Source organism: Pseudocoprococcus catus (assembly GCF_019734885.1).
Lineage (GTDB): Bacteria > Bacillota > Clostridia > Lachnospirales > Lachnospiraceae > Coprococcus_A > Coprococcus_A catus.
In genome coordinates, this window is record NZ_JAAXCM010000064.1 from 131,698 (window position 1) to 154,040 (window position 22,343).

A 22,343-nucleotide genomic window follows, 5' to 3' on the forward strand; every position below is an offset into this window, starting at 1 on the left:
TTCGACACTGAATTTTAAACTGCATGAAGTATACCATAGATTAAAAGCAAATTCAACCTAAATAATTATATGATTATCTGAAAATTTTTGTATGCATAATTTTTCACATAATGCATGCTTTCTCCGTCATCTTTTCGTCAAATATGCATATAATAAATCAATTCCCTATTGAGGTTTACGCCCATGGCTTCATCCCCAGTTCCTGTTATGCCGGCTCAGGTATCCGCCGCTTCCTACGGTCGCCTGCAGCTTGCCGTCACAGGCCGCAATGATTATACTCCCATCGAAAATGCCATAATCCAGATTACAGATACCGGAAATCCAGACAATATTATTGAGGAACTGACAACAGATAATTCCGGTGAAACACCCACCATTGAATTGCCTGCCCCTCCTGTTTCTTACAGTCTGGAGAGCAGCAGTGCCCAACCCTATTCAGAGTATAATTTCACCGTTCAGGCTGAAGGTTATTCCAATCTGACAATCAGCGGTGCTCAGATACTAGCCAACGTTACTGCCCTTCAGAGCGCCCGACTTATGCCCCTGACCAACATCGAAGCTTCTCCGATCGTTGTACCGCCTCATACCCTATACGGTAATTTCCCGCCTAAAATCGCAGAAGCGGAAATCAAAGATGTCTCTGAATCCGGTGAAGTCGTACTAAGCCGTGTTGTCATTCCCGAAACCATCATCGTCCACGACGGACCGCCTACAGATACCAGAGCTGCCAATTATTATATTCCATTTAAAGAATATATCAAAAATGTCGCTTCCAGTGAAATCTACGCCACCTGGCCGGAATCCTCCATTATCGCCAACTGTCTGGCCATTATCTCCTTCACCCTCAACAGAGTGTTCACTGAATGGTATCGCAATAAGGGTTATAATTTCACTATCACCAACTCCACTGCCTACGACCATTTCTTTGTCTATGGAAGAAATATTTTTGAAAACATATCCGAAACAGTGGATATGATTTTCTCCAACTATCTCTCCCGTCCGGGTGTCCTGCAGCCGATTCTCACCCAGTACTGTGACGGTCGCCGGGTCTCCTGCCCAAACTGGATGAGCCAGTGGGGCTCTAAGGATCTGGGCGAACAGGGCTATTCACCCATTGAGATTCTGCGCTATTACTACGGGGATGATATCTATATTAATTCTGCAGAACAGATCAGCGGCATTCCAAGCTCCTGGCCGGGTTACGATCTCACCATCGGCAGTTCCGGCCAGAAGGTCCAGCAGATGCAGGAACAATTAAACCGTATCTCCGATAATTATCCAGCTATTCCGAAAATAGCGGCAGACGGCATCTATGGCAATCAGACCGCAGAGGCTGTACGGACCTTCCAGAAAATCTTCAATCTCCCTCAGACCGGGGTGACGGATTATGCCACATGGTATAAGATCAGCCAAATCTATGTGGGGGTATCGCGAATCGCCGAATTAAACTAAAAATTTTGAGCCGAAAACAAATAGGCTTTGAATAACAGAAAATGAAACAGACAGCACATAGGCACAGTCTGGTCATATTTCATGTTCTTTGTCCGTTAAAACAACGCACACCCGTGCGAAACGTTTCAACGGACAAAGCCATAGATATGACCATTCCATTGTTCCAGTCATTCTGCTGTCTGTTTCATCTTCTGTTATTTTCTTTCTCTATCTGCCGTTTTTCAGTTTTTTCATATAGTCTATTTTCAGCTGGTTGGATTCTTCCTGACGCTTTATCTCATCTTTCAGATGCTGTACATATTCTCTGGCCAGTTTGACGCCGCCGCTGACGGCCAAATCCTCATGCTGCTCCATTTCATCCAGCCACTGCTGGAAGGATTTTTCCTGAATATCTCTGTATGTATGGTCCGGTTGTATAAACATTATTACCCCACCTTAAATTCATTTTGTAATATAAGCAATTCCACCTTTTGACAATATCTTTTCTTTTAATTGCTCTGTCCGAAATCCCTTGTCCATCAATTGCTCATTTGCCTCATTGATTGCTTTTAAAAATTTTCCGCTCATTGAATCAAATCTTTTCATTGCGATATTTTTTCCAAGGCCAACTTTTTTTGCTTCCTTTTCAAAATCACCTTTTCTTATGTCAGAAAGTTTATAGACATCGCCAACACGTAATGCCATTTTTTCAGTACTTGTTTCATACACTATCGTACTTACTATATCATAAGCTGGCGCAAGACGTATCAACTTTAAATCTTCACTGTATAACAATGACAAGTTTTTTACATGATTATCGGTATTTCCAATTAAATAATTAAATACACATATATCCCACAGCTTTAACTGATCCTCAATTGGTGAAGCTGAATAATTACGCAATATCAAAAACATCTTCACTAAATACTCTTCATTATTCGTTTCATATTTGTCACTTGAAGCTATGCCCAATGCCTGGGCAAAATCTTCTTGATGAAGTCTATAAGGAATTGTTAACCCATTTATTTTTTTGTTATTGACAGAAATTTTTCTATCATATCTTTTTGTTGCAAAAAGTACGTCTTCACTATCAATACCTGTCGTTTTTACAATAAAACTTTCGGGAACTTCTATTCCTAATTTTTTTGCTGTCAACAAACATAATTGTTCATTTGCTACAATGTTTTTTAACCTTACATGACTTTGTTTGACTATATGTGTACTCGGTGCATCCCCATATGGAAGATACCATTCATCTTTTTCATTATCATAATACAATCCAACTTTTCCTGATGCCCCTGTCAATGATAGATGCGCTTTTGTAACAAGTTCTGCAGATTCCGTTGCACCTTCCTGCGCCAATCTTTTTACTTCTTCAGCCGACAATTTACGATATGAAGATTCAACATTTTCATCTTCCTCAGAAACAACTTTTATAGCTCCAAGGCACTCCCTTCCGAGATTAGATAAAATTGATATATAATCAGTCTCATCTTTATGGAGCCAATTTGCAACACATCTTCTAGTAAATCCTTCTGGAAGTAATCCTTCAAAAAATTTTTTTGTTCTATCCGAATTAAAACTTTTTTCTTCTAATGGCAAACTAATAGATATAGGTCTGCATTCAGGCCACTCGAGATACCCATCATCATAAATAAATTCTGCGCCCCCATCTTTATACACCAGAATGTGTCCAACCAGATGACTTTTCCCGCAAATTTCCATGTATATTTTTAATTTCTTCATGCACTACCCTCTCTTTTCTATGCATAAATCCAATCCAAGAACATTCGCAAGCATTATTGCCTTCTCAATTTCTGCCGTTTTTTTCCCTCTTTCTAACTGTGATATATAAGTCACACTCACCCCTGTAAACTCAGCTACAAACTCCTGTGTATAACCCAGTTCTCTTCTTCTCTTTCGTATTATCTGTCCAAAATCAGCTGCGTTTTTAATCTTCACAGTATACACCTCATAATAAATTCAGTCGTACGACTAAATTTTAGTAATTAGTTTATATAATTTAGTCGTACGACTAAATTTCAGCGATTTCAAAATCAATTTAGTCGTACGACATAATTTATTATATATTTTTCTTTATTTAATTGTCAACCACTACATTTCCTTAATTACGCCACAGGCTTAGCATTGATATTCTGCTTCATCTTTCATGCTGCACCCCCGACAACCACTGCTCCACCACCCGGTTAAATACCTTCGGATTCTCACTGGCTATAAAATGGCTGCCCTCTATAATAGCCAGCTTTGCATTGGGCAGCGCTTTGGCAATCTCCTTTGTGTGAGATTCCTTAATCATATCCTTCGTTCCGGAAATAACAAGAGTCGGAACCGTAATCTTGGACAATTCTTCTGCCTCAATATTCGGATCATTCACCATCAATCTCAACATTTCCACATTTTTCCTCGCCCCAGCTGATTTTGAAGCGAATTTCGAGACTATTCTGTAACCAATCTCAATCGGGATCTGCGTGATAGGCTTTACACCTTTCGGGTTCAGATTGCCTCCGTTTAATATCAGAGCCTTTACCCTTTCAGGATATTTAAGAACGAACTTCATAGCAATATTTGCCCCATCTGAAAAACCAAGAATCACTGCCTTTGAAATGTCAAGCTCATCCATAAAATCCTTCAAATCATCCGCAAACTGAGCAATGGTAAATGGCGCCGTTCCCCTGGGTGACTGTCCATGTCCTCTTGTATCCACCACAATCACACGATAATTCCTGCTGAAATAGTCCATTTGATGTGCAAAATAAGAACCATCCTCCCCGTTTCCATGCAGAAGAATCATCGGTTCGCCTTCCCCTTTTTCCTGATAATGCAGTTTTATCTCCATCACTTCACCCCTGTCAGCTTTTCAAATTGATATCTTGGTTTGCCGATGCTCTTCTTGCCATACTCAATGGCTTCCGTCGGACAATAGCAGATACAGGCCATACAATGGGTACAATTTCTACCCCACACCGGCTTTTTCTCCCGAAGTTGAATATTGTTCATCGGACATTTTCTAACACACAATCCGCATCCAGTACAGGCTTCACTTGCTTTAAAGTCATCCGCTTTTACAATCATTTTATAAAAAATCGGGTTCACCGGTCCACTCATCAAACGGTCATACAAATTATTCCTCGGTACAGGAAATTCCTGCTTCTTCTGAATACATTTGATTGCTGCCTGAATATCAGGTTCCGCTTTTGCCGTAATCTGCTGTGCCTCATCCACCTGAGGTGCATTGAACATGGCGATATAATTCTCCGGCATAATAATCTGTGCTGTTCCCATATAGTGAAGCTGTTTTTGTTCTGCCAGACCACGATTATACTTCGCCGCATTGCCGATTTCACTGCCGCAGTCCATCACAAACCAGATACGCTTCGCACCTGTCCACTTTGTTTTCTCCATCCATTCCGAGACAATTTTTGGAATACGCCATGCATAAGTCGGCGTCACCATGATAACATCACTGCCGGTATCCACAGTTGTTGTATTATTTGCCTTAATTCTGGCATTTAAATCTATCATCGGTTCCTGCAGAGCCTCCGCAATCCGCTGTGCAATATATTGGCTGTTGCCGGTTCCTGAAAAACAAAAAATCATCGTATACCTCCAAGTACAGTTGTTTCTACCAACACTATATCACAAAAATAAGTGGCTGTATATTTTCATGTATCAATACATCCACACTGGCCCGAATATCCTTCATATGTTTTGATTGACAAATATTTTAATTTATGATATAATCCCCCAAAATTTAAATGCAGGTGGGGTTCACATGGACAATGAAAAAAATATAAAAGATGAATTTAAAAAAGCAGATATCGAATCAATTAATCTATGGCATCAGAGGGAGATAAGAACAGCCACCATCAATGATCTTGAAGCGGTCGCTGCTGTCGAAGCAGAATGTTTTCCTGCAGCAGAAGCCGCAACCAAAGAAGAATTTGCAGAACGGATTAAATTTTACGGCGATCATTTTTGGCTGATGTTTGATGCAGACAAACTCATTTCTTTTGTGGATGGATTTGTTACCGACCAGCCGGATTTGACCGATGAAATGTATGAAAACGCCTCTATGCACAATGAAAAAGGGGCATGGCAAATGATTTTCGGTGTCAATACCATCCCCTCTTATCGTCAGCATGGCTATGCAGGAGAATTAATCCGAAGAGCCATTTTCGACGCAAAAGCCCAGCACCGAAAAGGTCTGGTATTAACCTGCAAAGACAAGCTGATCCATTATTATGCCTCCTTTGGTTTCGTGGACGAAGGCATTTCAGAATCTGTCCACGGAAATGTGGTATGGCATCAGATGCGATTAACGTTTTAATACATCTGAATGTTCTTTTCTCTATTCGTCAAAAACAGGATTTTTCCCATTCTGTCATACCTTTTCCTCCAACTTCACAAATCCGGATTTATAAGTTACATACCGCATACAGCGGTATGTTGACCATCCATTCCTGATCCATATACTTTAAAGTAGAAAAACGCACCGCTTTCTTAGGATGAAATTTGCCACAATTATATTTTTTACATTTTTTCCGACCTGTTTACTATTTAATTTTACATTTTTTCTAATCTTGATTAAAGTAAAAAACATAGTATGACCAAATTGATGATATACCCTGCTTCAATCCAGATTGTCACTATACCATAAAAACAGAGGTCGGTAAATGACTTGAATGAACAGCTTGTCATAGTGCCCGTATTCCTTTATAATAAAATCAACGTCATGACTGACCAAATAGAAATCATATGATGAAAGGAACTTTTTATGCATACACTCAAAAAATTCATTCATTACTACGGCCCCTATAAAGTGGTCTTTTTTATTGACCTGCTCTGTGCAGCCATCATCAGCCTTGTAGACCTTTCCTACCCGCAGATTCTGCGGACAGCCACCAAAACACTTTTCACTCAGGATAAAAGCATGATCCTGCATGCCCTCCCATGGATCGGCATCGGATTATTCCTGATGTACGTGATCCAGAGCCTGTGCAAATATTATGTCAGCTATCAGGGTCATATGATGGGTGCCAACATGGAACGGGATATGCGTCAGCAGCTCTTTGAGCATTATGAAGAATTGTCTTTTTCTTATTATAGCCAGAATAATTCCGGACAAATGATGAGCAAACTGGTCAGTGACCTGTTCGATATTTCTGAGTTTGCCCACCATGGTCCGGAGAATCTTTTCATTTCTCTGATCAAAATTGTCGGTGCCTTCATCTTCCTTTTTGTCATCAACAGGAAGCTTGCTCTGCCTCTGATTTTTCTTGTCATTGTCATGTTTTTCTTCTCTTTCCGTCAAAATCAGAAGATGCAGCGGACATTCATGGAAAACAGAAGAAAAATCGGGGATGTCAATGCCAGCCTGCAGGATACTTTAGCCGGCATCCGTGTGGTTCAATCCTTTACAAATGAAGACATCGAGAAAGAAAAGTTCCGACGGAGCAATCAGGCATTCCTTGTTTCCAAAAAAGACAACTACAGATGTATGGGTGAATTCATGAGCTCCAATCTGTTCTTCCAGGGCATGATGTATCTTGTCACACTGGTTTATGGCGGTTTCTTAATCGCCAATGGCGAAATGTCTGCTGCCGACCTGGCTATGTATGCCCTGTATATCGGCATCTTCATCAGTCCGATACAGATTCTGGTAGAACTGATGGAAATGATGCAGAAGGGTCTTTCCGGTTTCCGCCGTTTTCTTGATGTTATGGAAACCGTGCCGGAAATTCAGGATGCACCGGATGCCGTGGATCTTGCCAATGTGAAAGGTCATGTCTGCTATGAAGATGTCTCCTTCCATTACAGCGACGATGAGACAACCGTTCTCTCCCATGTATCCATTGATATTCCTGCCGGCAGATCCGTCGCACTGGTCGGTCCTTCCGGCGGCGGTAAGACAACCATATGCTCCCTGCTGCCCCGCTTCTACGATGTAACCGATGGCCGGATCACAATTGATGGTCACGATGTCCGCACCCTCACTCTAAAAAGTCTGCGAAGCCGGATTGGCGTTGTACAGCAGGATGTCTATCTGTTCTCCGGATCCATCCGCGATAACATTGCTTACGGTAAACCGAATGCCTCAGAAGAAGAAATTATTGCAGCTGCCAAACGTGCCAATATCCACGACTTCATTATGGAATTGCCCGATCAATATGATACCTTTGTCGGTGAACGTGGTGCCAGACTTTCCGGTGGCCAGAAGCAACGTATTTCCATTGCCCGGGTCTTCTTGAAGAATCCGCCGATTCTTATTCTTGATGAAGCAACAAGTGCCCTGGACAACGAAAGTGAGCGATGGATCCAACACAGTCTGGAGGAACTCTCCAGAAACCGTACAACGATCACCATCGCTCACCGTCTGTCCACTATTAAAAATGCAGATGAAATCATTGTCCTCACTGAAAACGGCATTGCCGAACGCGGAACACATGAGACACTGCTTGATAAAAATGGCATTTATGCAGCCTATTACAACATGACCTAATATTTATTCAGTAAACCTATTCACTCATAATCGGAGAAAACACCGGTTTTCCATCTCTGTCAGGCAGCGGTGTCAAACCGGCGGCATTCCCGCTTGCATGAAAAAGGTAATTCACACCTGTTATCTGATACATCCGCGGCAACTTCTACGACAACCACCACTGGCCATTCGGCAGCCGTGTCAATGCCCCCGGTTCCTCTGACACCACATCACCGAATCTATTTCTGACGATCAGTTTTTCATAATATTTATAATCTTCCGTGATCCCACCATCAGCAATACCTTCTTCTTCCCAGCTGCTGCAATAGATAAGATTATCCACAATTTCAATCACACTTTCCCGAACTGAAAGCTTAATTGAAAATTGTTCAGGATAATAACACCTCATCTCTTCACTCTGGCTAATCAAATGGACCGGTGTCCCAACAATACGCAAATTATACAATTCCACTTCAGCCATTTCGATACTGAAGTATTCCTTACATTCCCAATCCGGCCGATATTGCATAATTGTCACCGTCTTTTTGCTAAAATCAGCCTTTAAAAAATAAAAATAACCTTCTATCCATTCAACTCCGCCATAGGCAATATTCCTTTCCTTTTCAAAAGGTGTATACACTGCCCCCGTTTCATAATCGCCAAAAACAATCTGATTGCCCAAATATGCTTTTTCATTCACGCATTCAGCAATGTCATAAAAGTCCTCAAAATCAGTCATGCTGCAGCCATATCTTAACTGTCCCGGAACAGTCTCAAGATTCAGCCCCTGTACAACTGCCATTCTATTGATCTTCATATCTGTCCCACTTCCTATTCTTTTCATCCTCGTAACCGCTTTATATAAAAGAGGATATCACAAACCCTCTATTGTCAAAGCTCCTGTTCTTTCTATTCGCAGGCTGAAATATATGGTATTCCTCCCTGAAACATTTCGCACGGGTGTGCGACGTTTCAGGGAGGAATACCATATATTCAGCCGTTAACAACCAAGAACCCCAGCTTTCCTACAACGGGTTCGTCATATCCTCGCAAATCATTTGCATGGCCGCACACAGGCCTGTTTCCAGTGAATCGATTCGGACATATTCTTCTCTTGTATGCTGTCCGCCGCCCAGATAGACGCCGAAGCAGATGGCCGGTATGCCCATGGACAACGGAATATTGCAGTCTGTGGATCCGCTTCCGAACATCGGCATCACACCGGTATTTCTGAAAATAATCCCTTCTGCCCGCTTCTGCAGCTCCGCCATTTTCTTTTTATCTACCTGCCCCATAGAAGGTCTGTCCCCGATCATCTCAATATCCACTCTGGCATCCTCACGCTCAGTATACTTATCAACAATCGCTGACATTTCTCTTTCCATCAGCTCCAGTCCCATCATTCTGTCTGAACGATATTCATAGAGAATCTTCACATCCTGAGCAATGGTATTCACTGATGTACCGCCTTCGATCAATCCTACATTGTACGTCGTTTTTCCCGGCATCGTATTGGTGTCTATCTCATAAAAATCATGAATCATATCTGCAGCCACGGCAATCGCATTGGTCGCTCCAAAATCTGCATAGGAATGTCCACCGGTAGTCCGAATATGAATCTCATAACGTCTCGAACCGACAGCCCAGACGGTTCCCGCATTGTACCCGCAATCATAAGAAACCAACTGTCCGATTCTTCCTGTATACTGCTTCACAAGGGCTCTGCATCCCTTCAAATTGCCAAGTCCCTCCTCACAGGAATTCAAGGCAAAAACCATGGTTTGTTTTGGCACAATCTGTTTCTCTGATAAATATTTCAAAGTCATCAGAATCGCACACACATTGGTGGTATCATCCCCAACTCCCGGTGCCTTGATACAGCCGTCTTCCACAACAACCGGAATCTCTGTCTCATCAGGGAAAACCGTATCCGTATGCGCCATAAAAATATGCACCGGTGCCTCTAAATCACTGCCTTTTATCTCACAGATCACATTCTTCGCATCATCAATAAACGCCTGGCCATATCCCAACTGATGCAGATATTCGCAGATAAACGCCGCTCTCCTTTCCTCATGATGTGAGGGTGCCGGAATTGACGTCAGTTTGCAGATGAGTGCCTGATATTCTTCAAAATGTTCCTTGGCAAAAGTTTTTATATCCATACAAATACCTCCCTAACGCTGATGACTCAATCACTCAGCGATATCTTTATATCTTTAATGCTCGAATTACAGAAAAACGAGACGAAACACGCTTCGCGAGTTTCTCAAGTTATCGCGGCCTCTACACTCCGTTTCGGTCGTTGCTAAACAAGCGCCACTGGCGCTTAGCAACGCCAAGGTCTCGTGCAAGCACGGACTTTTGCTCGTTGCTCGCGTAAACAAAAACCGCCGCCACTGCCGAAAGACTTCGACAGGCAGCGACGGCCTCCTGATTCTAAATATGTTTTCTTAACAGAAAATGAACAATTGCCGACAGATACTTCATACTGTAATAAGTAAAAATAACAAGCGGTGCAATAAAGATCATTCTCCAGCTGAATACACTGTTGATGCTGAACAGATCCGGGAATAAAATGACACAGGCCACAAAAATCACAATCATCGTGTTGCACAAAATACTTCGGATCTTATTCATCGGGTTACATACCCGCATCAGTACCATCAGGCTGACCATGCCTGCCACAATCAAATTATACGTCGCAGTCATGCCGCTGTCAAACCCAAGTACAATAGAAATTCCCTGAATCAGCAGCATATTCAGCACCATGGTCAAAGCTCCAGGCAGTGCGACTCGAAGCACATGCTTTAGGAAGCCGCTCTGGGTCACAGTCTCGGTCTGTTCTAATGCCAGAATAAAACTTGGAATACCGATGGCCACCGTACTGATCAGTGTCAGATGAATCGGCACAAACGGATAGGAACGTCCCAATAAGATAAAAATCACATTCAACAGCAATGAATAAATCGTCTTTGTCAGATACAGAGAGCTCACTCTCTCAATGTTGGAGATAATCATACGGCCTTCGCTGACGATTTCCTTCAAATGAACAAAATCTGAATCCAGCAGCACGATATGTGCCACCTGTTTCGCTGCATCACTGCCCGCCGCCATGGCGATACCACAGTCAGCATCCTTTAAAGCCAGAACATCGTTGACACCATCGCCCACCATGCCGACAACCGATTTATTGGCCTGATAAGCCTTGATCAGGCGCTGCTTCTGCTCCGGTGTTACACGGCCGAAAACCGTGTAGTTCTTGACAACATTTTTCAGCTCATCAAAGCTCTCCGGCAAAGTGGAAGCATCGATATATTTGTCGCCATCCTTCAGACCGGCCTTCTGGGCAATCTGTGAAACTGTCGCCGGATTATCACCAGAAATAACCTTAATCGCCACATGCTGTGCTTCAAAATAAGCAAATGTGGACGGTGCTTCTTCTCTGACACAGTCGGAAATAACAATAAGCGCTGCAGGTTTTGGTGTTCCCACCGCACCATCGGCACTTGAAATCTGATTCGTCTCCGCCAGCAAAAGCACACGATAGCCCTGCAAAGCATAAGTTTCGCTCTTCTTCAGCAGTTCTTCATCATTCTTCATAATGAATTCCGGCGCGCCCAGCACATAAGCTCCGTGCTCGCCAAAGGCAATGGCACGATATTTTCTTGCAGAGGAAAACGGAATCAAATCCGTTGTCTGCCATTTCTGCGTCTTTTCAAAATAATTCATCAAAGCCTGCTGGGTCGGATTGACATCATTGAATGCAAATGTGATCTCATTCATGGCCTCTCTGATCTTCTCATCCGACATAGTCCCACAAGGCACAACTTCCACCACTTCCAAATCACCGGTGGTGATGGTACCGGTTTTATCTAGGCAAAGCACATTCACACGGGCCAGTGCTTCAATGGCTTCCATCTCCTGCACCAATGCCTGCTTTCTTGCCAGACGGCCAACACCCAAAATAAATGAAACACTTGTCAGAAGTACCAGCCCTTCCGGAATCATACCGATGACACCGGCAACGGTGTTGACAATGGCATCGGATGTGGTGGTTCCCTCAATGGCTCTCTGAGAAAGGAAAAGCAATATACCAACCGGTACAATCAGGAAACCGACAATCTTGATAATCCTGCCGATGGAATCCTGCATTTCCGACGTGGCACGCTTTTTGTCTTTGGCTTTGGCTGCCAGAATCGTAGCATAATTCTCACTGCCCACATGAATAACCCTTGCCACACCGCTTCCGGCCACAAGAAAGCTTCCCGACAACATCTCATCGCCTTCATGCTTCTTCACAGCCACAGATTCACCTGTAATCATGGATTCATTCACTTCAATGCCCTGGGCTTCCAGAACCACGCAGTCCGCACCAATCTGATCACCGCTTTCCAGCACCATCACATCATCCACAACAAGCTCATCCAGCGGTATCTGCTTCTTCGTGCCATCCCTGATAACCGTCGCCTTCGAAGCTGTAATCACAGACAACTTATCCACAAGACTCTTGACCTTTAACTCCTGAATAATACCAATGACTGAATTGGCAATAATCGTAAACATAAAAGTCAGATTCTTAATCTGTCCTGTCATCAGAACAAGTGCACCAAGAAAAACATTCAGAAAGTTAAAGAAGGTACATAAATGCGCCCGAAAAATCTCTTTCTTCGTTCGGGATATACTGTTGGTGGTGGTATTGACCTTTCCCGCTTCAACTCTCTGGCTGACTTCACTCCCAGATAGTCCCTTATAATCTTCCGTCATAAAATCATCCTTTTTATATTGTATACCATGGCATTACTGTATCGCTTCGCCGGTATACGCTTACCTGTCACTCATTTCACAGGGTAACTGTTATGCTATTCTACAGGTACAAAAACACCGTTCTTCAATTCATATGGTGTTGTCTGGTAAACAAAATAATTCATCCAGTTAGAATAAATCCACTGTCCGTGGGCACTCCACTTCATCTCCGGCTGCTTCGTCGGGTCATCATCCGGGAAATAATGCTTCGGCACTTCCGGATTCATTCCCTTCTCTGCATCCCTGAAATATTCTTTCGCCAATGTATCCACATCGTACTCTGAATGTCCCATAATAAAGAACTGGGAATCATCCGCACTGCCCACAACATAAACACCGGCCTCCTCGGAAGCTGCCATAATCCTCAACTCCGGCACCTTCTCGATATCCTCGGCTCTCACTTCCGTATGACGGGAATGCGGCGCATAAAATGTATCATCAAAACCTCTGAACAATCTGGACTTCTTGTTCAGCACTTTATGGGAAAATACGCCGGAAATCTTCTTGTCCAGAATATACTTCGGAATACCGTAATGATAATAAAGCCCCGCCTGGGCACCCCAGCAAATATGGAAGGTAGAATGCACATGTGTCTTACTCCACTCCATAATCTCGCATAACTCATCCCAGTATTCCACTTCTTCATATGGCATCATCTCCACCGGCGCACCGGTAATGATCATTCCGTCATAATTCTCATCCTTAATCTGGTCAAATTCCTGATAAAAAGCAATCATATGCTCTTCAGATACATTCTTCGACTCATGGGTCGCTGTCTGCAAAAGCGTAATCTCAATCTGCAGCGGCGTATTGGAAAGGCGTCTCAGAATCTGCGTCTCTGTCTCAATCTTCGTCGGCATCAGATTCAGAATCACAATTTTCAAAGGACGGATATCCTGAGACAAAGCTCTCGTCTCCGTCATCACGAAAATGTGCTCATCCTCCAACACGGACTTTGCCGGCAAATCATCCTGTATTTTAATCGGCATGTTGTCGTCTCCTCCTAAATCTATCTGTCTGCATGTGCAGACAAAACTCAATGATCAAACTAAATATCCATTAAAAATCGCTGCGCATCCATGCGGAGCGTTTACCACAGGCGGAATTTATACTCCAATTATGATAAAAAGGCTCCCATCCTTATTTTCAGCGGAATTGGGAGCAAATTCCATGTATAATAGATATTGTAATTTTTTTTGCATCTTCTGTCAAGGACGATTGACTGACTTATTTCTTATATTATTCTTAATTGTTGCATCCCGGAAAGATATTCTTTTTTCTAACCAGTCGACAAATCGGGATTAAATACAGATAGCATGCCGCTGCAAGACAATATAGCGGTGCACCAATCGTAGCTGCCGGCACAGCTCCTGCAATGGACCACGGAATAAGTGCCGAAATCAAAACGGCAGAATCTTCCAGATCAACTGCTCTCTGCGAATTCTCTTGTGCTTTATACAAAACGCAGCCAAGCTGCTCTGTCATCATAATCGCGATTGTCTGATTGCAGCCAACCATACTTGTAATAACAGAAAGCAACACGATACATAAAAATCTTCCCGTCTTTTTGGAAAATTTTTTTACATATTCTGTTATACCATCCAGCATTCCGGTACCACTGAAAATTCCCGAATAAGTCGATGTCATACAGACAATCATCAAGACCTTCTTCATCGATAACAGGCCGCCGCCATCAATCATCTGCGCAGCCGCCGAATCTGTAGCCTTATAACCTGTTAGCATAATCCGAATAATCTCTGGCGCTGATCTGTGTTGAAATACAATACAAAGGATGACTGCACATACAATGCTCAATGTCATTGACTTCTTCACATCGACACGCAGCATCGAAAGTCCAAGCACAATCACAGCTGGCAAAATCATCCACCTATTCAGCTGAAACTCTTTTGCAAAAACATCCGATACGAAAACTGCATCAACTTGATTGACACCGCCAAGTCCAATGACCCCATAAATAATACATGTCAGTACAAAAGGAACGGCTGCCGTCCTTAACATATTTCGGATGTTATCAAAGAGATTAGTCTCTGTAATCGAGGCAACTAAAATTGCGCTGCTTGAAAGCGGCGAACTTCTGTCACCAAAAAAGCAGCCGGAAATCACCGCACCACCGCTGACCATCGGATTGACACCCGCTGTTCCTGCAATCGTCATACTGATCACGCCCATGGTTGCCGCTGTTCCAAATGAAGTCCCTGTCATAAAAGAAACAAGACAATTCATCAAAAAAATGGTCACGATCAAAATAGATGGCTTAAATAACCCCGCTGCAGATGATACGATATAAGCGATCGTACCATCTGCCCTCCACATCGCTGTCAAAATGCCGACGACCGCCAGCACAATCAGGACATTCACAGCCTTTTTTATGCCATTGACTGCCATCCGTATTAAATCATTCAACGCAAAGCCACACCTGATGCCTGCAACAAGTATAAGAAGCAGCCCTGCAAGTAGTATTGTAATTATCATTGATCGACTCCTTTGACACGGTCGCACTGTGAAGCGCCCGTTTATCTCTTTCATTATTATAGCGATTATCACGGCCGCCTACAAGTTCCAAATCACTGTTTTTTTACCCACCCGGGACCACCCGCTTCTAATTTGAATGATAGAATAACAGCATAGAAAACAAATTATTTTTCACAACTCATCAAAAATCAAATAAACAGAAAAGAAAGGAATTGATACATCAATGTTATTAACTATTATCGGATTAGCCCTCCTCTTTATAATCCTTGTAAATGTTGTTCTATTTTGTCTCGAAACAGAAGCTGTCGGCATCATCATTTCTATCATCGGTATCCTTATTTTCCTGAGCGGAGGACATCTATACGGCGTTATTGGTGTAATCGTAGGTATTTGTCTGTATAATCACACAAAAGAGACAAATGAAAAAGCCGAAAAGGAAAGGTCAAAAAAATATTTCCAACAAGAAATGTACAAACTTGTGGAACAATGTTGGAATAGTCAAACCTATGATTTCAATTGGAAGCTTTGGTTTGACAATAAAGATGCAATTTTCTACGGTGATTCAAGTTTAGAACTTAAAAAGACAGCTCAGGCAGAGCTTCAGAGCCTTGGAAAAGCCCAAATCAATCTGCTCAATATGTACCTTGATTTAATGACAACGGAATATCGTAAAGACTGGGCTATGAAAGAAATAAAGTCAAGAGAGCGCATCGTTTTAAACCTTGAAGATATCTTCAGTGAGCCGTTTCATGGTTCTGCTACAAATTCATTGCTCCGAGAAGTACACCAATACAGACAGGATCTTTATGATTATGTCCTTTACAAACGCAAACCACTCAATCAGGCAAAGTTATCCAGCATGATTAAACGAGGACAGGCTATTATATCTGCGGTCCATTAATCCGCTGCCCATCGATTGAAATCCAAGACTACGACTTGTAAAAAGGGAAGGATCAAGATCGACGAAACTGAAAAGAGGGAATCACTTTCGTGGTTCCCTCTTATAAAAATCCTTATTCTATGCGGCTTTGTGATTAGCCGAAGTATCTCTTAAGCAGTCCTTCAAACGCTTTTCCATGGCGGGCCTCATCGCGGGCCATCTCATGCACTGTATCATGGATTGCATCCAGGTTCAGAGCTTTCGCACGTTTAGCAAGGTCAAATTTACCTTCTGTTGCACCGTGTTCAGCATCTACTCTCATCTCAAGGTTCTTCTTTGTGCTGTCTGTAACAACTTCGCCAAGGAGTTCTGCAAACTTAGCTGCATGTTCAGCTTCCTCATAAGCTGCCTTCTCCCAGTATAAACCGATTTCAGGATAACCTTCTCTATGAGCCACACGAGCCATTGCCAGATACATACCAACTTCTGAACATTCACCTTCGAAGTTCGCTCTTAAATCACTCATGATATCTTCCGGGGCGCCCTGTGCAACACCTACAACATGTTCTGCAGCCCATGTCTTATCTGCGGACTGTTCTTTGAACTTGCTGGCAGGCTGCTTACAGACTGGACAAAATTCTGGTGGATTCTCACCTTCGTAAACATAACCACATACTGTACAAACCCATTTCTTCATAATTATAATCTCCTTTTCATACTTTATAATATCCTGTAACCATTCCGATCCATACTAACTGCCTTCAGCTATATGCCCGCTGACTGCTTCCCCATTATACGGAACGGTTACGATTAATATGTTTCTCTCAAAACAGTAATCATTACTGTTATCTGTATATTACACCACTTTTCCCGCCTTGTCAACTATTTTTTTCATTTTCTTTGCATTTCCCGCAGGTGCCATAAAACAGAACGAAATGACCATCTATCTCACCGTCAAAACCATCCTTCGCAAGCACATCGATATGTTCCAACGGTGGCATATGCAAATCTGAAACAGCCCTGCATTTCTTGCATACAAAATGATAATGCTGTGATGTATCTGCATCATAATGATCCTGTCCTTCCCCGCATGAAAAGCGGAGAATTTCTCCCTGATCCACTAATAAAGAAAGGTTTCTGTAAACCGTCCCAAGACTGATCTTCGGATACTCCTCCCGCACCGACGCGTAAATCATATCTGCTGTCGGGTGATCCTTCCGCCCTTTCAGGCAATTAATAATAGACTCTCTCTGTCTGCTGTACTTCAATCCCGGCATACTAATCTCCTCAATTCTATACTAAATCTAACTCAATATAACTCTCCGAAGCCAGCTTTCATATACCAGCTTCCACTTTTATAAATAATAATCGTTATCATTATTTTAGTATATAAACATTTTTTCGTCAATATCTATTTCCTATATTCTCTACATTTTCTTGAAAAAATGTACTCAACCACAGCATTCATCCCTGCAATAAAATATAAAATGCGTACAAAACACTTCGGAAAAGGTGATAAAAAAGAAGACTATTTCCTATACACTTCTGCCCATCACAGCGTGCAGTCAAAACCATCAAAAAAAAAATTGCTCACTATTTTATCTTCCTCGATTATTCCCCACTCTTCCTCCGATTTCGAGAAACCATCAATACATCATATAAAATGCGTCTAAACACTTCGGAGAAAGGATATAAAAAGGAGACTCTTCAAACAGGTGCTTCTAGCTCGGCCAGTACTTAGATGCTGTTTTTTAGCATCTTACGTACTGCTGCCAGAGCTAGGCAGTGCAAACGTGCCTGTTGAAGAGTCTCCTTTTTATATCCTTTTCGAAATATACGAACGCATTTTAATCATTTTATTGATGATTTCTCGTCATATTAATACCGTATTCATCGTACTGTGCAACATTTTCAAGAACACCTCGATCATCCGCCTTGGCGATCTGACCATTTCTGTCCTTGAGGAATGTTCTGGATTTACCAAGCATTGCTGGACCGTTAACACAGCCGCCGACACATGCCATACCTTCAATAAAGTCTTCCGGAAGCTTGCCGACTTTCAGAAGCATCAGTGCTTTCTTGCATTCCTGTGCACCGCTGCAGGTCTTAACCTTCAGATCAACTTCTTTGTTGGCTTCCTTGAATGTTTCAAGGACGGCTGCTGTTACACCGCCGGATACAGAATACTGCTTGCCGAACTTACTTCCCTGCTGCAGGGTCTCTGTACATTCCTCAGGATCAATATTTTTCGCCTCAAACATGCTGGCCAGTTCTTCATAAGTCATGGCATAATCCGCACCACCGAAAGTAATGGAATCAATGACTTCGGATTTCTTGGCAATACATGGTCCTATGAAAACGCATACAGCATCCGGATGCATGGCTTTGATCAGACGTCCTGTAGCTGTCATCGGTGAAACAGTTGTAGACATATACTTGAGCACCTGCGGATAATGCTTCTTGATCAGAGAAACGAAAGCCGGACAACAGGATGTTGTCATTTTCTCGCCGGCTTCATAGTGCTCCAGAAGCTCCTGTCCTTCATTCTTTGAAACAAAATCTGCGCCCAGAGATACTTCATACATGTCTCTGAAACCAAGCTTCATGACAGCCTCACGGATCATACCGACACTGACATCAGGGCCGAACTGCCCTTCAATAGCCGGTGCCACCATGGCGTAAACCGGTGCGCCGCTGCTGATCAGTTTGATTACGTCCACCATAAATGAACGGTCTGATAAAGCACCGAACGGACAGTTGATCACACACTGACCGCAGTTAATGCATTTCTCCTCATTAATAACAACAATGTTGTCCTCATCCATTGTAATGGCATCTACAGGACAGCTGCGCTTACATGGACGCATCAGGTCGGCAATGGCATTGTAAGGACAAGCCTCTGCACACTTACCGCACTCTTTACATTTCTTATGGTCAATGACGGCATGGCCGCCTTCAAACTTGATGGCGCCAAAATTACATGCGCCAAGACATTTTTTGGCCATACACATCTGACAGTTGTTAGTCACATTAAATCTGTTGATCGGACAGCCTTCACAGGCAGCCTCGATCACCTGCACAATATTCTTGTTCTTCTGGCCGGACATGGCAGAACGTCCCATAGCCAGCTGTACACGTTCACGGATGATCTCACGTTCTCTATAAACGCAGCATCTGTAGTGCGGTGTACGTCCCGGAATCAGCTTGTAAGGAATCTCATTGGCTTTCTCGTCCAATTCTCCTGCAAAAGCCAGCCGGGCAACTTCTGTATTGACTTCAAATTTAATTTTATTAATATCAGTAATAAATGTTGTCTTCATACATATCATCCTCAATAATATTTAACACTGACTGTTTTTCCCATCTTCCTGCCTTCCTCAATGATCTTGTCCACCAAACGCATGCGGACACTAAGATCAAATGGAAGACCAGCTGCCTGATGAGCCGGGTTCATCGCTTCACCTACAAATAAATGCAGATGCGTGCATCTCTCAATAATGAGTTTTGCCAGTTGCGAACCGCCATTCTTCTCATCAAGCCGTTTGAAAAACGACTGATCCTGCCGTCCTTCATTATATTCATGCATCATACTCACCGCACGGTTCAGTGTCAGAACACCTTCCGTCACAAGATCCAGTCCGTCAATTTCAGCTGTCGGAGGAATATCCGGATCTTCGTAAATGAGGGATGCTTTTATATGTTTGTTTAATACACGTGCCGCTATTGTGGCACTTGTACCGCCGCTGACAACATGCAGCCCCTGTGAGCGCATGAATTCACGGATAGCACTTTCGTCATCTTCTCGCTTTGTCGGAGGACCTGTGAAAATATTCAGGTCCATTCGTGCTGTCACTTTCGCCACAACAACGGTTGTATCATCTCCCGGTCGCTGATGGTACAGCTGACTGCACTCATTGATCACATAGGATGCCAGGCGTGCTGCCGTCATCTTCGTATCATTGAACCTCTGTTGGATAAACTCACCGACTCTCGTCCGTCCCCATCCAAAACCATACAGACCGCCAACCCCTGCATGGGTCACACCGTCACTCATCATCACAAAATAATCGTCTTCCTGAATGTTAAAACGATATTCTCTGATAATCTTGCCTGAAAGCTCCCGCTCTGTATGCTCAATATCAAGCTTCTGACCGTCACGGATCACAATGCAGGCCGGTGTATCATACTCCACCAGATAGGCACGCCCATCTCTGAAAATCTGAAGGATCGCAAATGTGGAATAGGCCACCTGCCTTACTTTGCAGATTGGCAGTGTCATAGCAATGGTCTCCACGCAGTCTTCAATGGTCTCGCCGTTTTTCAGCATCGTACCGAGAATCCTGGTGGTCAATGTGGATAAGATATTGGCCTTTACACCGCTTCCCATACCATCTGACAGAATGATAATATCAGCATCCGCTGTCTTAACGATCTCGACAGTATCACCACAAAGTTCTTCTTCTCTTTTGTTCAGACTCTTGCTGCAGACATCCAGACTTACATTCATATCTTTATATCCTCATCACTGTCCATCAGTGTGTCTCTCAATTTGCGAAGGGTTGACTTCGTTTCAGCTGTTGTCTCACCAAGAAGACCGGCAATCTCCTGAGCCACCATCATCTGTTTGTTGATGACATTCTGAGCCATAGCCACTGTGTCCAGTTTCACCTTCCGAAGCTGCTCCTGCTTGCGCACACCTTCCGTAATGTCACGCATAATCACAAGGGCCTTTTCCTGCTCACGCATGTAGATAATATTCTGCATTGTCTTAATATGATAGGCATCATAATCTACACGCTGATTAATAATACTTCGCTTCTCACGGAAAACCTTTTCAAAATATTCTGTGGAAATAAATTCAGATACCGGATGTCCCAGCGCTTTCTGCTGGGATACACCAAAAGCGACCTCTGCTGCATTGTTGAATTCACAGATATAATAATCCTTATCCACAACAATGATCATACTTGGTGTCACAGCCAGAATAATATCAGACATACCCTTGGCCTGCTCATACATATACGGAATACACATGGTCAGTTGGGTTTTGCCGCGGTATACAGCAATGGCCTTATCACGGCATGTCGGGAAACCGCAGGCACCGCAGTTTAATTCCTTCTCCGGTGAATCCTTGCCAATCTTGGACAGGATCGCACGGATCTGCTCATCTGACGGGACAATTCTCTTTTCGCAGCGTGCCGTATATTCCTTATAAAGGCTGACACCTTCCGGCAGCGGCGGCAATTCCGGTGCCTCATGCTCATCTACTTTCTGGCTGACACTGATCTTGGATCTGAAACGGTCACGCTTCTTGCCTCCGGTCATTGGTCCGTTGATGCAGCCGCCGGTACATGAATTCAGCTCAATAACACAATTCTTGATCTCACCGTTGCGAATGCATTCAAAAAGCTCTTCACATGGTCCGATACCACTGACATACAGTCGCTTGTGCTTGTACTTACGGCCTTTTGCAGCCTTAATAGCAGAAAGAATCCCTCCACTGACAGCAAACAGACGCATCACCTTTGGATCCATACTGTCCATATGGCTGCTCGGACATTCCGGAATCTTGATCTGTTCGCTTCTGAGCCATTCACGCAGTGTTGCAAAATCCAACACCGCATCGATGATGCCTTTTGTTCTCGGATCCTTTAATGCATCTCCTCCATCTGAGACACATGGACTGATATAGATGATCTTCACATCCGGTCCATACTGTGCTCTGAGCATTCTTGCATGTGCGATAGCCGGTGTCACAACAGGCAGAAGATACGGCAGCATATCCGGATGATATTTCTCAATCAAGTTGTTGATGGCAGAACATGATGATGTCAGAAGGACTGCATCCTTATCGGATCTGTCACAATAATTCATGTATTCCTGCACAACATATCCGGCAGCTTCTGCCGTTTCATGTACATATGTAAATCCCAGCTGATGAAGGGCTGCCGCCATCTGGTTCGGATCTGCATCTCCAAATACCCCCAGGTACGCCGGTGCCAGAGATACAACGGTCTTCTCCCGGTTCTTCACCATGGACTTGATCCACTGAATATCCTTGATAAATGTAATCGCATTCTGTGGACAGGCCTCCAGACACTGACCGCATTCCACACACTCTGAAGCAACAAACTGTGCATGTTCATCCTTGATACGAATGGCCTTTACTTCACACAAACGGACACATTTATAACAGTCCTTGCACTTTGCCTTTCTAAATCCAATGACGCCCAC

General features: G+C 43.3%; 20 protein-coding genes. 4 read left to right on the forward strand and 16 right to left on the reverse strand.

All coding sequences use genetic code 11. The features are described from left to right. Positions 1-207 precede the first annotated feature (207 nt). Positions 208-1,452 (forward strand): peptidoglycan-binding domain-containing protein, encoded by a 1,245-nt coding sequence (locus HED67_RS16375; protein WP_408639825.1) that lies wholly within the window; start codon positions 208-210, stop codon positions 1,450-1,452. 207 nt (positions 1,453-1,659) lie between these two features. On the opposite strand, the gene HED67_RS16380 is transcribed toward HED67_RS16375, so the two are convergent. The 5 genes from HED67_RS16380 to HED67_RS16400 all read right to left on the reverse strand — a co-directional run bounded on the left by HED67_RS16380 (position 1,660) and on the right by HED67_RS16400 (position 5,049). Then, positions 1,660-1,875, reverse strand: coding sequence for a hypothetical protein (locus HED67_RS16380; RefSeq protein WP_015515292.1), 216 nt, complete (start codon positions 1,873-1,875; stop codon positions 1,660-1,662). Between the two features lie 18 nt (positions 1,876-1,893). Continuing rightward, the gene (locus HED67_RS16385; protein WP_221718913.1) at positions 1,894-3,177 is read right to left on the reverse strand and encodes a type II toxin-antitoxin system HipA family toxin; all 1,284 of its coding nucleotides are present in this window, start codon (positions 3,175-3,177) and stop codon (positions 1,894-1,896) included. A 3-nt stretch (positions 3,178-3,180) separates the two neighbouring features. Next, positions 3,181-3,393 (reverse strand): helix-turn-helix domain-containing protein, encoded by a 213-nt coding sequence (locus tag HED67_RS16390; RefSeq protein ID WP_221718914.1) that lies wholly within the window; start codon positions 3,391-3,393, stop codon positions 3,181-3,183. 199 nt (positions 3,394-3,592) lie between these two features. Further along, positions 3,593-4,288, reverse strand: coding sequence for an alpha/beta fold hydrolase (locus HED67_RS16395; protein ID WP_221718915.1), 696 nt, complete (start codon positions 4,286-4,288; stop codon positions 3,593-3,595). Further along, a complete protein-coding gene (locus HED67_RS16400; RefSeq protein WP_178437823.1) occupies positions 4,288-5,049 on the reverse strand; it encodes an EFR1 family ferrodoxin in 762 nt (253 codons plus the stop codon). The genes HED67_RS16395 and HED67_RS16400 overlap by 1 nt, the downstream gene beginning before the upstream one ends. A 175-nt stretch (positions 5,050-5,224) precedes the next feature. On the opposite strand from HED67_RS16400, the gene HED67_RS16405 reads away from it, so the two are divergent. Both HED67_RS16405 and HED67_RS16410 read left to right on the forward strand, forming a co-directional pair. After that, positions 5,225-5,779, forward strand: a complete 555-nt coding sequence (locus tag HED67_RS16405; RefSeq protein ID WP_246612274.1) for a GNAT family N-acetyltransferase — start codon at positions 5,225-5,227, stop codon at positions 5,777-5,779. Positions 5,780-6,226: 447 nt separating this feature from the next. Further along, entirely contained in the window at positions 6,227-7,951 is a 1,725-nt protein-coding gene (locus HED67_RS16410) for an ABC transporter ATP-binding protein (RefSeq protein ID WP_215633226.1), read from the forward strand. 16 nt (positions 7,952-7,967) lie between these two features. Here the strand turns inward: HED67_RS16410 and HED67_RS16415 are convergent, their stop codons facing one another. The 6 genes from HED67_RS16415 to HED67_RS16440 all read right to left on the reverse strand — a co-directional run bounded on the left by HED67_RS16415 (position 7,968) and on the right by HED67_RS16440 (position 15,229). Further along, positions 7,968-8,084: a DUF6440 family protein gene (locus tag HED67_RS16415; RefSeq protein ID WP_221718916.1), complete on the reverse strand. Its 117-nt coding sequence runs from the start codon at positions 8,082-8,084 to the stop codon at positions 7,968-7,970. Positions 8,085-8,096: 12 nt separating this feature from the next. Further along, positions 8,097-8,747, reverse strand: a complete 651-nt coding sequence (locus tag HED67_RS16420) for a hypothetical protein (RefSeq protein ID WP_221718917.1) — start codon at positions 8,745-8,747, stop codon at positions 8,097-8,099. Positions 8,748-8,955: 208 nt separating this feature from the next. Beyond that, the gene (locus HED67_RS16425) at positions 8,956-10,095 is read right to left on the reverse strand and encodes a M20/M25/M40 family metallo-hydrolase (RefSeq protein ID WP_178437829.1); all 1,140 of its coding nucleotides are present in this window, start codon (positions 10,093-10,095) and stop codon (positions 8,956-8,958) included. 274 nt (positions 10,096-10,369) lie between these two features. Continuing rightward, a complete protein-coding gene (locus HED67_RS16430) occupies positions 10,370-12,697 on the reverse strand; it encodes an HAD-IC family P-type ATPase (protein ID WP_221718918.1) in 2,328 nt (775 codons plus the stop codon). 95 nt (positions 12,698-12,792) lie between these two features. Further along, positions 12,793-13,725, reverse strand: coding sequence for a homoserine O-acetyltransferase MetA (metA, locus tag HED67_RS16435; protein WP_015515284.1), 933 nt, complete (start codon positions 13,723-13,725; stop codon positions 12,793-12,795). A 256-nt stretch (positions 13,726-13,981) separates the two neighbouring features. After that, on the reverse strand, positions 13,982-15,229 hold the full coding sequence (locus tag HED67_RS16440; RefSeq protein ID WP_221718919.1) for a Na+/H+ antiporter NhaC family protein: 1,248 nt from the start codon (positions 15,227-15,229) through the stop codon (positions 13,982-13,984). A gap of 223 nt (positions 15,230-15,452) precedes the next feature. On the opposite strand from HED67_RS16440, the gene HED67_RS16445 reads away from it, so the two are divergent. After that, positions 15,453-16,130 (forward strand): hypothetical protein, encoded by a 678-nt coding sequence (locus tag HED67_RS16445; RefSeq protein WP_221718920.1) that lies wholly within the window; start codon positions 15,453-15,455, stop codon positions 16,128-16,130. Between the two features lie 133 nt (positions 16,131-16,263). On the opposite strand, the gene HED67_RS16450 is transcribed toward HED67_RS16445, so the two are convergent. The 5 genes from HED67_RS16450 to HED67_RS16470 all read right to left on the reverse strand — a co-directional run bounded on the left by HED67_RS16450 (position 16,264) and on the right by HED67_RS16470 (position 22,343). Further along, entirely contained in the window at positions 16,264-16,806 is a 543-nt protein-coding gene (locus HED67_RS16450) for an NADH peroxidase (protein ID WP_221718921.1), read from the reverse strand. 181 nt (positions 16,807-16,987) lie between these two features. Further along, on the reverse strand, positions 16,988-17,386 hold the full coding sequence (locus HED67_RS16455; RefSeq protein WP_215633221.1) for a Fur family transcriptional regulator: 399 nt from the start codon (positions 17,384-17,386) through the stop codon (positions 16,988-16,990). Positions 17,387-17,965: 579 nt separating this feature from the next. Next, a complete protein-coding gene (locus HED67_RS16460) occupies positions 17,966-19,429 on the reverse strand; it encodes a 4Fe-4S dicluster domain-containing protein (RefSeq protein ID WP_221718922.1) in 1,464 nt (487 codons plus the stop codon). An 11-nt stretch (positions 19,430-19,440) separates the two neighbouring features. Continuing rightward, the gene (locus HED67_RS16465) at positions 19,441-20,616 is read right to left on the reverse strand and encodes a SpoIIE family protein phosphatase (RefSeq protein WP_221718923.1); all 1,176 of its coding nucleotides are present in this window, start codon (positions 20,614-20,616) and stop codon (positions 19,441-19,443) included. Continuing rightward, positions 20,613-22,343, reverse strand: a complete 1,731-nt coding sequence (locus HED67_RS16470; protein WP_178439334.1) for a [Fe-Fe] hydrogenase large subunit C-terminal domain-containing protein — start codon at positions 22,341-22,343, stop codon at positions 20,613-20,615. Before HED67_RS16470 ends, HED67_RS16465 begins: the two co-directional genes overlap by 4 nt.